A 15,170-nucleotide genomic window follows, 5' to 3' on the forward strand; every position below is an offset into this window, starting at 1 on the left:
AACTGAGTGAGTGCGGAGTGCCCTGTCCGTTTTCGTATTTACTGCATGTCTAAATACTCTTTGTGCGTCGGCTTCGGATACACGCGGTCGATGGCCTGCAGCTCCTCCGGGCTCAGTGTGATCTGATCGGCGCCTGCATTGGCCAGCGTATGCTCCGCACGGGAGCTGCGTGGAATCGCAATGGTGTGTCCGTCACGGATGTTCCAGGCGAGCAGAATCTGCGGCACCGTCGCATGATGCGCCTCGGCGATGCTCTGCAGGGTCTTGTTTGAGAAGAGGCCACTCCGGAGTGAACCGGCCTGCGCGAGCGGACAGTAGGCCATGAGGGCCACCTGATGCTCCCGCATCCACGGAAGGAGGGAATACTCGATGCCACGGGAGCCGGTATGGTAGAGCACCTGGTTCACCTGGCAGTTCCGGCCCTCCGGGATCGCCCAGAGCTCCTCCATATCATCGATGTCGAAGTTGGAGACGCCCCAGGCCCGGATCAGGCCCTCGGCGCGCAGCTCCTCGAGGCAGCTCACCGTCTCCTCCAGAGAGTAGTTGCCCCGCCAGTGGTAGAGATAGAGGTCGAGGTACTGCTGCCCCATGCGCTCGAGGCTGCCCATCAGAGCGCGGCGCATACGCTTGCCGCCGGCATTGCCCGGAAGCACCTTCGACACGAGGTAAAGCTTCGAGCGATCCTCCGTGCTGAGCGCCTCTCCGAGCATATCCTCTGCAGCACCACTGCCGTACATCTCCGCGGTATCGATGAGGGTCATGCCGGCCGCGATGCCCTGGCGGATGCCCTCGATTTCCTGCTGACGCTGCGCCCGGTTCTCGCCGAGGTACCAGGTCCCCTGGCCGAGTGCCGGAACGACGGCACCGTTTGCGAGTGTGACTGTGTGCTTCATCAGATCAGACCTGCCTCCTTCATCACCTTCTTAAAGTGTTCAAGGGTAGCTTCGTTTGTGGTCGGAAGGGATGGAAGGTACGGATCACCGACCTCGAGGCCGCGGATCGCTGCCATATCCTTCGCAGCTACCGGGAAGGATGCCTTATCCATCGCAAGACGTACCGGATTCAGCTTGAACTGTGCCTCACGGGAACCCTCGAAATCGCCCTCGGTGTACTTCTTATAGACATCACCGATCAGCTCCGGCATGAAGTTACCAGCGGTGCATACGCCGCCGACCGCGCCGACGCAGAGCGATGCGAAGAGAAGGGTGTCCTTGCCACCGAAGACCTTGAAGTCGACGTCACGGTTTCTGCGTACGCACTCCTCGGTGAGGGTGATGTCGCCGGAGGTATCCTTCATGCCGACGATGTTTGCGACGTCATGTGCAAGCTCAGTCACGATATCTGCACTGAGGCCATAACCTACACGGCCAGGGTTGTTGTAGAGAAGCACCGGCGTCTCCGGAATCGCATCCGCGATGGCTTTGAAATGACGATAGAGCTCGTCATGGGTCGGCTTCAGGAACATCGGCTGAAGGATGGAAACGCAGGATGCGCCGTTTGCGACGGCCATCTTGGCGAGGCGGATGCACTTCTTCGTATTGATGGCACCGATGCCGAAGTAAACCGGCACACGACCAGCGGCCTGATCCACCATGATCTTGAGACCGCGCTCCATCTCGTCCTCCTCGAGCTGATAGAACTCGCCGTTGGAACCGAACGCCAGGATGCCCTGAAGGCCTCCATCGATGACATAATCCACCTGCTTCCGCATGCCGGCCTCATCGATCTTCTCATCCTGATCGATGACGGTAATAATCGGAACAACTACACCCTTGATAAACTCTGTATTCATGAAAATCCTCTTTCTGATTCTATAATCATAATATTGATTGACTGCTTTTCATTCTGGACGAATGATTTCTTATCCTATGGTAAAGCTTCAGTCCAGACCCTATCCGGCTGGATATTTCCGAATACAAAAAGCCCGGCAACCGGCGTTAAAATGGAAGGGAAAAGCGCTCGGTGCCGGGCTTCAGATCAGTATGAAGCTATAACACTAATTTGTAAGATTACTTTGCGATGGATACGCCAGTCATTCTCTCATAGTAGCGAACGATGTCGTCGTGATCGCAGGCACCCTCGTCGTGGTTCTTCAGCTCCTGCATAACCTCCATCATGTGTGCGGTCATCGGAACCGGCATGTTGATGGCATGGGAAGCATTGAGGGCGTTCGTAAGATCCTTGATGTGAAGGTCGATTCTGAAGCCTGGGTTGTAGTTGCCGGAAAGCATCATCGGAGCCTTTGCATCGAGAACGGTGGAACCAGCGAGACCGCCACGGATTGCCTGGTATACGAGCTCAGGATCAGTTCCAGCCTTCTTAGCGAAGGTCAGTGCCTCTGCAACGATGCCAATGTTGGCAGCTACGATCATCTGGTTTGCAAGCTTTGCAACGTTACCGGAGCCCAGAGGTCCGACATATACGACAGAACCAGCCATCACCATGAGCATGTCATAGTACTTATCGAAGGTCTCCTTCTTACCACCAACCATGACAGAAAGTGTGCCGTCGATGGCCTTTGGCTCACCACCGGATACAGGAGCATCGAGCATGTCTACGCCGATCTTCTCGAGGTCAGCACCGATCTTCTTGGACTCAACCGGGTCGATGGAAGACATATCGATGAGTACGGACTCACCCTTGCGGAAGCCCTCTGCGAGGCCCTTCTCGTTAAATACAGCGGCACGTACGTGTGGGGAGTTCGGAACCATGGTGATGACAACATCTGCGAACTCTGCAAGATCCTTACCGCAGGTACCAGCCTTTGCGCCAGCAGCTACCAGCTCATCAACTGCAGCCTGGTTGAAGTCAAATACCATCAGCTCGTGACCAGCCTTGAGCAGGTTCTTCGCCATCGGTCTACCCATGATACCAAGTCCTAAAAATCCAACCTTCATGTTTATTCCTCACTTTCTTAATAAAAAAATGTTTATGTACTTATGTAGTGGAGTGCTTTCGCATCTCACGCTGTTATCTTACTGAAACGGTAAATGTAAAACTAGAATGAAACTGACCAAAGATAATTTATTTTCTGCCCGATTCGTCAAATCTCTGTTATTCATTTCATATCATTTCATTTTAATTCGTATTTATTCCTTTGCTGCAACGCTCCGTTTCATCTGATTCAGATATGTTTCAAAATGCTTCTATGAGCTTCGACTATCTATAGAAGCCGCACTTATCTCACCAGTGCCGGTTTCTTGTGATCATACTTCCAGCCCGGAATCAGATACTGCATCGCCTTCGCATCATCACGATCATGGGATGGCAGGCTGTTGTAAAGCTTATTTGCCTTCATGACCTTCTCCATGTTGAGATGTACGCCGAGTCCCGGTGCATCCGGAACCTGCAGCTTGCCGCCGATGATCTGTGGCGTATCATCGAGGAGATTCTGACCGTCCTGCCAGATCCAGTGAGTATCCAGTGGTGCCGGATCGCCGACCGCAGCGGCACCCACCTGTGCAAAGGCTGCCAGTGTGATGTCGAAGTGGTTGTTCGAGTGTACACCCCAGGTAAGACCCCAGGAGTTGAGAAGCTGTGACATACGGATCGCACCATCGAAGCCCCAGAAGTGCGGATCTGCGAGGATGATATCGCAGGCATTAAGGCTTACGGTGTGATAGAACTGACGCCAGTCGGTTGCGATCATGTTCGTCGCCACCTGGAACTGCGTCGCATTCTTAAACTCACGCATGATCTCACGGCTGGAATAACCGGCCTCTGGTCCGCATGGATCCTCCATGTAGGTGATGATTCCATGCATATCCTTGCAGAGCTCGATGGCCTCCTTCAGGCTCCATGCGCCATTCGGGTCAATGTTGATACGTGCATCCGGAAAACGCTTCTTCAGTGCGCGCATCGCATCCATCTCCTCGGAGCCCTTCAGTACACCGCCCTTCAGCTTGAAGTTGCGGAAACCGTACTTTTCGGTCAGCGCCTCCGCCTCTTCGACCACTCTCTCCGGTGTCAGAATTTCCTCACGGCGCAGACGGAACCATGGATCCGAGCTGTCGCTCTCATCGAGATACTGCATCTCGCCTGCCGGTACTTTCTTCTTATCGGATACATAGAAGAGATAGCCGAGCATCTCGACTTCCTTTCGCTGCTGTCCCTCACCGAGAAGATCACACATCGGTACGCCCAGGAACTGGCCCATCAGATCGAGCATCGCACACTCCAGTGCCCACTCACTCTTTACGACAAACTTCAGCTTCGAGATATCCAGCGTCTGGATACCCTCGCCATCGTCCTCTGCGGCAGGGTTCGCCAGCTTATGGATCTTCTGGAGGATCTGACGATACTTCGCGATCGGCTGTCCCTCTACGAGTGGCTTTACTGCGTTCAGACACTCACAGGTGTAATCTCCACCATGAATCTCACCGATGCCCTGATGTCCCGCACTATCCTCGAGAATCACCAGATTTCTTGTAAATGCCGGTGCATGACAGCCCGACAGAGTCATCAGCATACTGTCGTAGCCGGCCACCGGGATGACCTGCATCTTCTTAATAATAGGTGTATCTGCCATTTTCATACCTCTTTTCTTCTATGGTGCATAAGCGTCGGAAAAATGAATCTTCCAACACAAATCGTATGCTCACCTTTTCTGCAGTAAAGGTGCTTATAAAAGCAGCAGCGAAGCTACTGAAATTATCGAATTAAAAATGAGACGAGCTCGAGAACGTGATGGAGCTCCGGATATGGATCTCTCGTGAGTTCCTGCTTCGTAACCGCTTCGCGAACAGAAAAACCGGCGCTTAAAAAGCGATTTCGGATATAGACGTCGAGAACATCGTCCTCGATGCTTACGGAGATTTTTCCAGGTGTATATTCTGAAAAGGCGCGAAGCTTCTGTAGGAAGGCACTGCTCGGAAGCTTCGCGTCCTGATCAGCGGTATAGAGATGCATCGACGAAGGGACGCCCTCCGGACGTGCTGCTTCGTCAAGCTGCTGTTTTTTATAGAAGTCTGTCTGAAATTCTACCGGGAACACGCCATCCTCAAGGATGCGTACATTCAGTCCGGTGGATTTCGGGAGTCGAATACGGATCCAGTTGCCGGTATTGATGTCAGCGGCAACGCCCTTTTCATGCTGGTGCTGTGCGACGGAGCAGTCCGTCGAGCGGATCTCGAGCTTTCCCTTCGTTCCATGAATGGATTTGAAAAAGCTCGCGGTTTTCGGCACAAACGGCAGAAGTCCGGCGGCTTCCAGATCCTGCTCGGAAAGCTGCGTTCCCTTTTCTTCGATTTCGGTATCGCTGAAATCCTTCAGTGTGCTCAGCTCGAGATTCGTGTTTTCACACTTTTTAAGATAGGCGCGCTGCTGCTTTCGTACGACGAAAATCTGATACAGGATGGCGACCACCAGAAGGATGGAGGTGAGCATAAACTGCTTTAAGACGGAAACCACGATGACGGCGATGAGCAGAACGATCAGCGCATACGCCATGTAATGAATGCGCTTGTTCTCCTGCGCCAGCTCCTGTACGTACTGATCCTGCGTTTTTCTGACTGCCATAAGTACCTCTTTCCTGTGATGAGCACGCAGGGAGTGCCGGCTGAAAACGCGGGGTTTCCCGTGATGCCCTGTATATAGATGATGTAAAAGGGTCATAGATCACCATATGATTCCTCATCCGATGATCTCTGATTCTTTTAAATTCCGGTTCCGGCAGACTGCCGGAACCGGGCTAAAGGAAGTTATATGGAGAAGATTACGTTTTTACTTTTCAACAGACTCAGCAATCTCCTTGAAGGTTGCAAGGTAGTTCTTATCGTTCTCTACAGAATCTGCAGCAGAGAGATAGTACGGATTGATCTCCATGTTCTTGAGGTCTTCCTGGCACTTCTCGTTCTCCGTAACAGCCTTGGTGGTGTTCTCAAACCATGCGATGACAGCATCATCGGTTCCAGCCGGGAAGTAGAAAGAGTAGTCAAGGTCAGGGTAAACGATGTCGATGCCCTGCTCCTTCAGAGTAGGAACATCCGGCATCAGTGCGGATCTCTCTTCTGTAGGGATACCTACACATACAAACTGACCTGCATCAAGATAATCCTTGGTATTTACGAATGCACCCGGCATCATATCTACCTGACCGGAAAGCATCGCCGTTACCTTATCAGAGTTAGATCCTACGTCTACGAGGTCGAGATCGATACCAGCTACCTGCTCAAACTTGAGGAGCTCGTAGTAGGTATATGCACCCACCTCGGTACAAGCCTTCAGCTGACCAGGATTTGCCTTGGCAGCCTCGATGAACTCATTGAGGTCCTTATACTTATCCGGATTTACATAGAGACCCTGTGCATCATTCTTTGCGAAGGTTGGTCCGAGTGTAAATGCGGTGTAGTCATAATCGGTGATGCCGGCAACATTAGCCACATTTACGAGGTTGTGACCATACAGAACGGTCTGGCCATCGTTGGCTGCGGACAGAACCTGATTTGCAGCAACGGATCCGGATGCACCACTTGCATTTACAACGACGAAGTCAACGCCGGTTGCTTCCTTCGCATACTGTGCGAAGATACGAGCAGAAAGGTCGGTGTCTCCACCTGCACCTGCCGGAAGAACCAGGGAAATCGGACCGGATGGCTGCCAGTCACCTGCGGTGGTGTTTGCAGCTGCGGTGGTGCTTTCAGCTGCATCTCCGGATGCAGCGCTCTCTGCAGCCTTCGTCTCTGCTGGTGCAGCAGCGGTGGTGCTACCGGTTGAGGAAGAGCCACATGCAGCGAGGCCGAGTGCCATGCTACCTGCAAGAAGTGCGGATAAGATTCTTTTTTTCATAGTTTTCTCCTTTTTCGGGGCGCCCCCCGGCGCCCATGATTTATTACTTCTTCCGTCTCGCGGAAGTTTAGTACAGTTTTTGTTTTCACTTAGTCATCGACTTTCTTGCCACCGTGCTTGAGCTCCTTAAACATAGACCAGAGGAGAACGCCGCAGGCGATGAAGAAGAATACATCGAAGATCGGATGTGTGAAGAATGCGCCGAAGCTCTTGTAGCTCATGATGCCTCGACGGAGGTAGGTCTCCGTCATCGAGCCGACCAGGAAGCAAAGGACGAACGGTGTCGTCGGAAGACTAAGCTTGTGATAGATGTAGCCGACCACACCGAAGACGATGATGGACTGCACATCGAAGACACGGTTGTTGGTTGCATATGCACCGACTGCGCAGAGTACGAGGATCAATGGCATCAGAATGTGCTTCGGAACCTTCAGAATCTGTACGAAGCCCTTGATACATGTCCACTCAACGATCAGCATGATAAGGTCACAGACCATACATGCAGCGAAGATGCCGTATACGACGTCGGCGTTCTTTACGAAGAGGAGCGGACCGGCGGACAGGCCGTGAATCAGGAAGCCGCCAAGCATCATCGCGGTAACACCGTCGCCCGGGATACCGAGAACGAGAAGCGGAATCATCGCACCACCGATCGTTGCATTGTTCGCACACTCGGTTGCAACGATACCTTCCGGATCACCTGTACCGAAGGTTTCCGGATGCTTACTCATGTTCTTTGCCGTAACGTAAGCCAGCATACCGGAGGTAGAACCGCCGATACCCGGAAGGATACCGATACCAGTTCCGATGAGGGCTGCTCTCAGTGCGCCCGGAAGCCAGGAAACGAACTCCTTCATGGAGAAACCGAAGCCCTTCACCTTTGAAGTCGGGATGGTCTGTACGCCCTTCGCATTCATCTCCTCTGCGGACTTCAGAATATCCGCAACAGCGAAGATACCGATGAGGGTGGTCAGCTGGTTGAAGCCGGCAAGAAGATTCGCATTGCCGAAGGTAAAACGTGCCGTACCGTCGATTGGTGCCATACCGATGAAGCAGAACACCAGTCCGAAGAGGCCTGCGAGGAGACCCTTGATCATATTTCCTGAGGAGAGGATCGCCACCATCGTAAGAGCGAAAAAGCAGATACCGAAGTTCTCAACCGGAGTGAACTTCAGCGCAACATCTGCAAGCATCGGTGCGAAGAAGGACAGGATAAAGAACGAAAACAGTGATCCGAGGAAGGAGAAGACGATGCCGACACCAAGTGCCTTCATCGCTTCACCCTTCTGCGCCATCGGGTAGCCATCGAAGGTGGTCGCGATGGAAGAAGCGGTACCCGGCATGTTGAGGAGGATCGCGGAGATCAGTCCGCCGGAGATACCTCCGATGTAAACAGCAACCAGGGTGTTCATACCGAGGGAGGCTTCCATGCTGAAGGTCAGCGGGAGCATCAGGGCGACGGCCATGGATGCGGAAAGACCAGGAATCGATCCGAAGACGATACCGATCGCCACACCGGCGATCATGAAAAGTAAGGAAACCGGCTGGCAAACTGAAACGATACCGGCACCTAACTGTGCTAATGCGTTCATTCTGTTTCCTCCTTTATTACAGTGCAAAGATTCCTGCCGGAAGGACGATCTTGAATCCGTAGCGGAACAGGAAGTAGACGATAAATGTAAATATCACATCGATCACAAGGTACTGAATAAGATCCTTTTTCGTACGATGTGCATCCGGTGCGAGGATCGTGATCTGAATGAACAGATAGAGCAGCGTACTGATGATGAAGCCGATCGGTTCGAGGATGTTCACATACACGATTGCGGATACGAGACTTCCGAGTACTCTCTTATAATCGGATGTATCCTTATAACCGGATGCTTCCACCTCCGTGACATGCTTCTTCAGTCCCTTGACAGTCCAGAACAGAAGCAAAAGTGCCAGTACCAGAATGATGATACCTACCAGACGTGGCATGAAATCCGGACCGATTTCCATTACCTTCGACTTCGGCAGCTTTCCGGCACCGATGATCAGTGCGATGCCTAATGCCGCGTAGAAGATGCCGACGATCATGTCGCCATATTTCTTTAAGAACATTGAAGTTCCCCCTTTCCTGTCCGTCCCCCGGACACTCCTCTGTGCAATCTGTGTACTCCAGAGGTTTTATCTTCCATAGGCCCCCGCCTACAAAATTCATGCTCCACAAGTTGTCTCGTGTTTCTTTGTTATAATTAGTATAAAATTCACAATGTCGTTCGTAAAGCTCGTAACTCTAATGTGAAATTAAGAAAAACTTATAACCGATGTATCTTTCGATAAGTTTTACTTTTAGCTTCGCTTATGTGCGCATTAGAAAAACTTACGTTAAATTTTAGACGTGCATTTTCATTAATAGTTGTGCGTTTCAGTCTGGCGGACACTCCGCTGCTGCATCCACTTTCAGGTAGAAAAAAGCTCCCTCTAAAGTGGGCAGGAACCATAGATTCCTGTTCGCCTTAAAGAGAGCCCATTTTCAAAACGTGGACGCCTCCGGTACGGATGCCGGAAGTGCGCACTACATCAGCGAACCATGCAAGGACGCTTGTTATCAAACTTCCAATTCGGTACCAGGAACTGCATGCCGATGGCATCATCACGTGCGCCGAGGCAGTTATCCATATAGAGCTTGTTTGCCTTCATGATCTGCTCACGATCGACCTCGACACCGAGGCCCACCATCTTATCGATGTTGTGGATGCATCCACCCTCGATCTGCATCGGGTTCTTCGTCAGACGGTTTCTGCCCTCCTGCCAAATCCAGTGCGTATCGATACCGTTCATACGGCCAGGGATGGCAGCGGCACACTGTGCAACCATCGCGAGGGAAATATCGAAGTGGTTGTTGGAGTGGCAGCCCCACATCAGACCGAAGTCGTTGCACAGCTGACCGACACGTACCGAACCCTCCATGGTCCAGAAGTGCGGATCTGCCAGCGGGATGTCGACTGCCTTCAGCTCGATGCAGTGACGCATCTGACGCCAGTCGGTATCGATCATGTTGGTGGCGGTAAACATGCCGGACTCCTGACGGAACTCCGCCATCACCTCACGGCCGGAGAAACCATTTTCTGCGCCGCATGGATCCTCGATGTATGCCAGGATCTCCTTAAACTTCGGTGCCATCTCGAGCGACTTCTCGAGCGACCAGCAGCCGTTCGGATCGAGATCGACACGTGCATTCGGGAATGCCTTCTTGATGGCAGCGACTGCCTTATACTCCTCTTCCGGCTCGAACACACCGCCCTTCAGCTTGAAATCCTCGAAGCCGTACTTCTCCGCCGTTGCCTTCGCAAGTGCGACGATGTGCTCCGGGTCCATCGCTTCTTCGTTACGAAGTCTGTACCACTCACAGTCTGAGTCGGACTCATCCATGTATGGAAGCGTGGTCTTCTTACGATCACCGACATAGAAAAGGTAAGAAAGGAAACGTACGGACGTTCTCTGAAGGCCATCACCCATGAGAGAAGCCGCCGGAACCTCGAGGAACTTACCCATCAGGTCGAGAAGCGGAGCTTCGATCGCCGTTACAACATGTACACCGGTACGAAGGTCGAAGGTCTGAAGTCCTCTGACATCATCCTTGATGTTTGCATCGAGCCATGCACGTACACGATTTAAGGTATTCTTATAATCTGAAATCTTCGTGCCGATGACGAGATCCTTTACCGCCTCCAGTGCGTTTGTGATCTTCTGACCGCCCGGAACCTCGCCGATACCCTCTACACCGTTTGAATCGGTCAGGATGACGATGTTTCTGGTGAAGTATGGTGCATGCGCACCGGAAAGGTTCAGCTCCATGGAATCGAAGCCGGCAACTGGAAATACTTCCATCTTTTCTACTACTGGAATCATGTTCTATCCTCCTTACATGAATCATGCACACACGCTTGTGTACATCGTTTCTGCAGTTCAGAAGCTGTCCACACACCACAGTGCTCTGCAGAAATACTCGATTGCTTATATAGAAATTATAGATTTTTCAGCTTTTTTAGTAAAGCGCGTAACTCTTATGGTATACTAAGCACAACTTATGGTTCTTTGCATTTTCAATAAGTTTTGCTTTTAGCTTTACTTATGGAAGCATTAGGAAAACTTACGTTGAATCATCGATATGTAACGATCTTTTTATAAGGAGGAACACATGGATTTCCGGGAATGTGAGTATATGGTTGAAATTGCGAAGGAAAACAATATAACGAAGGCTGCGAGAAATCTCTTCATCTCCCAGTCTGCCCTGAATCAACAGCTTCTCAAGCTGGAAAAGGAGTTAGGTACGCAGCTCTTCGTGCGTTCCCGTACCGACTGGCATCCGACCGAAGCCGGGGAAGCCTATCTGCAGGGCGCGCGCAAAGCCCTCCTGATCAAGCAGGATACCTATAAGAAAATCTACAATATCACACACTCCGGAAAATCCGAGCTGAGGATCGGTCTTACAACCAATCGTGGTATCCGCATGTTCACAGAAATATATCCTGCGCTCCACCAGAAGTACGACGAGCTGCGCATCAGTCCGCAGGAAATGAGCGTGTCGAATCTTCAGAAGGAACTGAATGCCGGAAACATCGATCTCGGCTTCGTCACACTGCGGAAGGATCAGCGGACCAGCGACGATTATCTGACCGTCGGTTCCGAAGAGATGTGCGTGCTGGTGCCGAAAACGCATCCTCTCTGCGATCGCTACTCCTTCAGCGGCCCGGAGCTTCCGGTCATCGATCTCCGAGACCTGCAGTACGAGCCATTCGTCGTGCTCTCCCATGCATCGACGAATCGCCAGATCACCGATGATATCTTTCGGAATGCCGGCTTCGAGCCGATGATCCTCATGGAAACAAACTCGACCGCCAGTCTTCCGACCCTGGTGGAAGCCAGTCTCTGCTGTGCGATCGTGCCGCGCTACTACGCAGACGAAAAAAATCCCAAGATCGGATGCTTCGTATTACCGAATCACCCGACCTGGGATCTCTGTATCACATATCGAAAAGGGGCATACCTCACCGACGCCGCGAAGGATTTCATCGCCATGGTACGCGCGTACTGGACTGAGCACCTGACACCGGTGCAGAATAACTAAACAGCCAGAATATCGAACCCGTCGCACTATCAGTCTTCTGTGATTTCGCGCACCATAAGCTCTGTAGCTTCTTGCCAGCCCTCCATAAAGTGCGGAATGAAGCCATGCGATTTTCCAGGGAAGCGTTTCAGAATCACCTCTACTCCAGCTTCCGCCAGGCAAAGCGCATAATCTTCATCTTCATAGCGGAAATTACAAAGCCCAGCTGAAATAATCAGCGTTTTCGGCTGTCTGGCAAGTAATTCTGTCGGTGCATAGAGTGGCGAATTATGATAATCTTCGAAGTTCTCTTTCTTATCATCGAAGTACAGATCCGCAAAAGCTTTCGAGCGTTCCATGCCGATCTGGCGATCATAGGAATCAATCTTGTACTGATCCGGAATCCTGTATTCCAGTGGCGGATACGCAAGAATTAAAAGCTTCGGCATGAATCCTTCTCGCTCTGCACAGCAAATTCCCATCGCCGCGGTCAGAGAAGCACCCGCGCTGTATCCAGCCACCGTGATGTTTTCTTTCGATGCTCCCCACTCCTCTACATGGCTCACTACATAATCCAGCGCATCCATACACTGGTACAGAGCGACCGGATAAGGTGCCGTATCCGAAAGTGTATAATCGATATCCACTGTGATTCCGCGAATCTGATCCGCCACATATGCACTGTAATAGCTGTCATTTTCACGATGCGGTCCTATAAATCCGCCACCATGGATATTTATAAAAACCGGACAGTCTGCAGATCTGTTTTTCGCATTTAAAATGTCCATTCGATACAAAAAACCATCGACGGTTCTGGTGATAGACCGAATCGCTTCGCATCGCTCCAGATATGCACGAATTTCTTCTGGATAGGATGGCGCGGCTGAAGCAGGCCTGCGATTCGTCTTTTTAATAATGTTCAGTATTTCCTGTTTTCTCTCTTCAGTCATTTTCCTGCACCTCTCTGACTTTGCTATTGCGAAGATAGCGAATCATCAGCTCCTGCGCATCCTGCCATGCACCGGTCATGCGAACCGTAAAACCATGTGCACTTCCTCGATACGATTTAAAAGCGACCTCATTTCCTGCCTGCGCCAGTCTCTGACCATAACGTTCTGTAATCTTACGGAACGGGCAAAACTCTGCATTGATCACTAAGGTGCGTGGCTGGTTCTTCAGCATTTCATCGGAAGCAAACACCGGTGAACAGTATGGACTGCTTAAAAGGCGAATGTTTCCGCCACAATAGAGGGTAGAGAATGCCCTGCTTCTTTCATTTCCGGCCGTTTCAAATGCCATCGCATTATCCAGAGCAGCATAATCAAGTATTTGCAGCGCGAAGTGCATGTGCCCGCTCTTCGCAGCACGAAGGCATACTGCCGCAGCCAGCGCTCCACCAGCACTATGCCCGCCGATCGAAATCCGTGTCGAATCCGCTTTCAGTTCCTCTGCATGTGCAAACACCCACTCCGCTACATCCCATACCTGCTCAAACGCGGTCGGAAATACATAATCCGGAGTTACAGCATAATCCACATCGATTACCAGTCCCTGTATTGCATTGGCAATATGTGCACAGAGCAGATCATCATCCGAATCCTGCGGATGGATGAAGCCGCCTCCATGGAGGTTGATAAAAATCGGCATCGATTTCAGACAGTCCACTGCTTTGGTGAAAACGCATCGTACGGCCACACCTGTCGAAACACTTTCCAGCATTCTCTCCGTCCGCTCTACTTTCGTCTGATACTCCAGATAATCCTCCGGAATCACCCGCTCCTTAGCTGCATTTTTATGCATATTTGTGCGATCCAGAATTTCGAGCTGTTCCTTCACCTGTTCTTCACTTAACATCATCGCCTCCTTATCAACCATACACTGGGTAGAAAATACTTGCTGAAATAATCACAGAGATACACCCCAGTATCAGGTACGGAATCGTAAAGCGAAGAAGCTTTACCGGATTGTGATTTCCGATGGAGTATGCCATCATGGATGCCGCACAGCCGGTTGGAAACGCAATTGCAAGACAAGAAGATAGGAAAACCACTAAAACAACCGCTTTATTCATACCACCAGCCAGGGCCGTCGATGCCGCAATCGGTGTCATTATTGCCACCGTACCGTTATTACTGAGGAACGTCGTCATCACGACTGTCACCACACAGAAAACCGTAATGACCATAACACTTGACGGGTTACTTCCTAAAAGTCTCAGCACGAAATCACCGATCATCTGACCCGCACCAGAGGAGCTTAATGCTGAAGAAACCACAAGAACACCTGCAACGCAGAAAACCATATCACCAGCCAGTATGCAGGACGCCTCCTGCTGAGATACGACCTTTGTTAATATCAGTACGATACAGCCGGCAATCGGCAGAAGATAAATCAGATTTCCAAGCTGTGTAGAGAAAATAAACGCAAGCATGATGATGATAAATACTACAAATATAATCTGCTCCTGGCGCTTTGTCATTTTGGATGCCTGCTCTCTGCCGCCCTGCTGCTGCATGGCATCCATATCCATCTTTGTTTTCGGAATCAGTTTCCAGGCAAACAGGCAGTACAGTGTAAGTACGATCGATGGAATCATACCGGCCTTCATATAGTCAAACACAGTTAAAAGATACTCTGGATTGCTCTCCACAAGACCTTCATAATAAGCATTCTGCATAAGTGGAAGCGCCGCTCCCATGCCGACCGGAAAACGGCCGAACCAGGCGATGTTGATGGCTGCAATCAGAAAAAAGACACGAGACTGCGACAGATCCGTTGTATCATCCAGGGTGACCACCAGCATAACCATAACCGACATAAGCGCCGTCATGCCGATCAGCTGTGTCAAAAGAATCGTGAATCCGAAGATGGCAAGCAGAAGCAGCAAACCACTTTTCTTCTGAATGGTAGACATATGTCCACGGATAACGCTGACGAGACTGGTCTTTCCGATCGAACCTGCAACCAGCATCATGGTTGCCACGAGAATCGTGGTTTTATTTGAAAAACCCGAAAAAGCGGTGGGCAAGTCGACAATACCTGTCATGGCCAGTACCAGCATACAAATCATGCCTGTCATTCCATAGGATATTTTTCTCATCATAAACGATACCGCCATAAACGCCAGTACCGCCAGTGTGATCACCAATTGTACATTCATGTTCATTTGACCTCCTTGACAATAAATGAACTGCATATATAGGATGCGACTTCCAGGCCCGGCTCACATTCCAGCCGTTGTTTTCACGGCTACTCTATGCTCCTATGGTACGCTTGATGCACTTCTGAT

General features: G+C 51.0%; 13 protein-coding genes. 1 reads left to right on the top strand and 12 read right to left on the bottom strand.

Annotated features, from left to right (window positions below):
• Positions 1-38 precede the first annotated feature (38 nt).
• The 9 genes from ACTNC3_RS01160 to ACTNC3_RS01200 all read right to left on the bottom strand — a co-directional run bounded on the left by ACTNC3_RS01160 (position 39) and on the right by ACTNC3_RS01200 (position 10,683).
• Positions 39-893, bottom strand: coding sequence for an aldo/keto reductase (locus ACTNC3_RS01160; RefSeq protein ID WP_441226190.1), 855 nt, complete (start codon positions 891-893; stop codon positions 39-41).
• Positions 893-1,792 (bottom strand): dihydrodipicolinate synthase family protein, encoded by a 900-nt coding sequence (locus tag ACTNC3_RS01165; protein ID WP_410042376.1) that lies wholly within the window; start codon positions 1,790-1,792, stop codon positions 893-895. Before ACTNC3_RS01165 ends, ACTNC3_RS01160 begins: the two co-directional genes overlap by 1 nt.
• A gap of 217 nt (positions 1,793-2,009) precedes the next feature.
• Positions 2,010-2,897: a 2-hydroxy-3-oxopropionate reductase gene (gene garR / locus ACTNC3_RS01170; RefSeq protein ID WP_441226191.1), complete on the bottom strand. Its 888-nt coding sequence runs from the start codon at positions 2,895-2,897 to the stop codon at positions 2,010-2,012.
• A 281-nt stretch (positions 2,898-3,178) separates the two neighbouring features.
• Positions 3,179-4,528, bottom strand: coding sequence for an enolase C-terminal domain-like protein (locus tag ACTNC3_RS01175; RefSeq protein WP_441226192.1), 1,350 nt, complete (start codon positions 4,526-4,528; stop codon positions 3,179-3,181).
• Positions 4,529-4,650: 122 nt separating this feature from the next.
• A complete protein-coding gene (locus tag ACTNC3_RS01180) occupies positions 4,651-5,517 on the bottom strand; it encodes a hypothetical protein (RefSeq protein WP_441226193.1) in 867 nt (288 codons plus the stop codon).
• 204 nt (positions 5,518-5,721) lie between these two features.
• Positions 5,722-6,786, bottom strand: a complete 1,065-nt coding sequence (locus tag ACTNC3_RS01185; RefSeq protein ID WP_441226194.1) for a tripartite tricarboxylate transporter substrate binding protein — start codon at positions 6,784-6,786, stop codon at positions 5,722-5,724.
• An 89-nt stretch (positions 6,787-6,875) separates the two neighbouring features.
• A complete protein-coding gene (locus ACTNC3_RS01190; protein WP_441226195.1) occupies positions 6,876-8,378 on the bottom strand; it encodes a tripartite tricarboxylate transporter permease in 1,503 nt (500 codons plus the stop codon).
• 16 nt (positions 8,379-8,394) lie between these two features.
• The gene (locus ACTNC3_RS01195) at positions 8,395-8,889 is read right to left on the bottom strand and encodes a tripartite tricarboxylate transporter TctB family protein (protein ID WP_441226196.1); all 495 of its coding nucleotides are present in this window, start codon (positions 8,887-8,889) and stop codon (positions 8,395-8,397) included.
• A gap of 462 nt (positions 8,890-9,351) precedes the next feature.
• A complete protein-coding gene (locus ACTNC3_RS01200; protein WP_410042369.1) occupies positions 9,352-10,683 on the bottom strand; it encodes an enolase C-terminal domain-like protein in 1,332 nt (443 codons plus the stop codon).
• Positions 10,684-10,972: 289 nt separating this feature from the next.
• Here ACTNC3_RS01200 and ACTNC3_RS01205 point away from each other — a divergent pair, with 289 nt between their 5' ends.
• Complete coding sequence (locus ACTNC3_RS01205) at positions 10,973-11,902, top strand: LysR family transcriptional regulator (protein ID WP_410042368.1); 930 nt, start codon at positions 10,973-10,975, stop codon at positions 11,900-11,902.
• A gap of 29 nt (positions 11,903-11,931) precedes the next feature.
• On the opposite strand, the gene ACTNC3_RS01210 is transcribed toward ACTNC3_RS01205, so the two are convergent.
• Genes ACTNC3_RS01210 through ACTNC3_RS01220 form a run of 3 tightly spaced genes read right to left on the bottom strand, consistent with a single transcriptional unit; the run spans position 11,932 to position 15,047 of the window.
• The gene (locus tag ACTNC3_RS01210) at positions 11,932-12,831 is read right to left on the bottom strand and encodes an alpha/beta hydrolase (protein ID WP_441226197.1); all 900 of its coding nucleotides are present in this window, start codon (positions 12,829-12,831) and stop codon (positions 11,932-11,934) included.
• The gene (locus ACTNC3_RS01215; RefSeq protein ID WP_410042366.1) at positions 12,824-13,735 is read right to left on the bottom strand and encodes an alpha/beta hydrolase; all 912 of its coding nucleotides are present in this window, start codon (positions 13,733-13,735) and stop codon (positions 12,824-12,826) included. Before ACTNC3_RS01215 ends, ACTNC3_RS01210 begins: the two co-directional genes overlap by 8 nt.
• 13 nt (positions 13,736-13,748) lie before the next feature.
• Positions 13,749-15,047, bottom strand: coding sequence for an SLC13 family permease (locus tag ACTNC3_RS01220; protein ID WP_441226198.1), 1,299 nt, complete (start codon positions 15,045-15,047; stop codon positions 13,749-13,751).
• Positions 15,048-15,170: the final 123 nt, after the last annotated feature.

This window comes from Oribacterium sp. HCP3S3_B9, assembly GCF_052064255.1.
Lineage (GTDB): Bacteria > Bacillota > Clostridia > Lachnospirales > Lachnospiraceae > Oribacterium.

Bases quoted from the DNA above. Each gene is read 5' to 3' on its own strand.
- ACTNC3_RS01160 (WP_441226190.1), bottom strand. From the start codon at position 893: ATGAAGCACACAGTCACACTCGCAAACGGTGCCGTCGTTCCGGCACTC.
- ACTNC3_RS01165 (WP_410042376.1), bottom strand. From the start codon at position 1,792: ATGAATACAGAGTTTATCAAGGGTGTAGTTGTTCCGATTATTACCGTC.
- garR (WP_441226191.1), bottom strand. From the start codon at position 2,897: ATGAAGGTTGGATTTTTAGGACTTGGTATCATGGGTAGACCGATGGCG.
- ACTNC3_RS01175 (WP_441226192.1), bottom strand. From the start codon at position 4,528: ATGGCAGATACACCTATTATTAAGAAGATGCAGGTCATCCCGGTGGCC.
- ACTNC3_RS01180 (WP_441226193.1), bottom strand. From the start codon at position 5,517: ATGGCAGTCAGAAAAACGCAGGATCAGTACGTACAGGAGCTGGCGCAG.
- ACTNC3_RS01185 (WP_441226194.1), bottom strand. From the start codon at position 6,786: ATGAAAAAAAGAATCTTATCCGCACTTCTTGCAGGTAGCATGGCACTC.
- ACTNC3_RS01190 (WP_441226195.1), bottom strand. From the start codon at position 8,378: ATGAACGCATTAGCACAGTTAGGTGCCGGTATCGTTTCAGTTTGCCAG.
- ACTNC3_RS01195 (WP_441226196.1), bottom strand. From the start codon at position 8,889: ATGTTCTTAAAGAAATATGGCGACATGATCGTCGGCATCTTCTACGCG.
- ACTNC3_RS01200 (WP_410042369.1), bottom strand. From the start codon at position 10,683: ATGATTCCAGTAGTAGAAAAGATGGAAGTATTTCCAGTTGCCGGCTTC.
- ACTNC3_RS01205 (WP_410042368.1), top strand. From the start codon at position 10,973: ATGGATTTCCGGGAATGTGAGTATATGGTTGAAATTGCGAAGGAAAAC.
- ACTNC3_RS01210 (WP_441226197.1), bottom strand. From the start codon at position 12,831: ATGACTGAAGAGAGAAAACAGGAAATACTGAACATTATTAAAAAGACG.
- ACTNC3_RS01215 (WP_410042366.1), bottom strand. From the start codon at position 13,735: ATGTTAAGTGAAGAACAGGTGAAGGAACAGCTCGAAATTCTGGATCGC.
- ACTNC3_RS01220 (WP_441226198.1), bottom strand. From the start codon at position 15,047: ATGAACATGAATGTACAATTGGTGATCACACTGGCGGTACTGGCGTTT.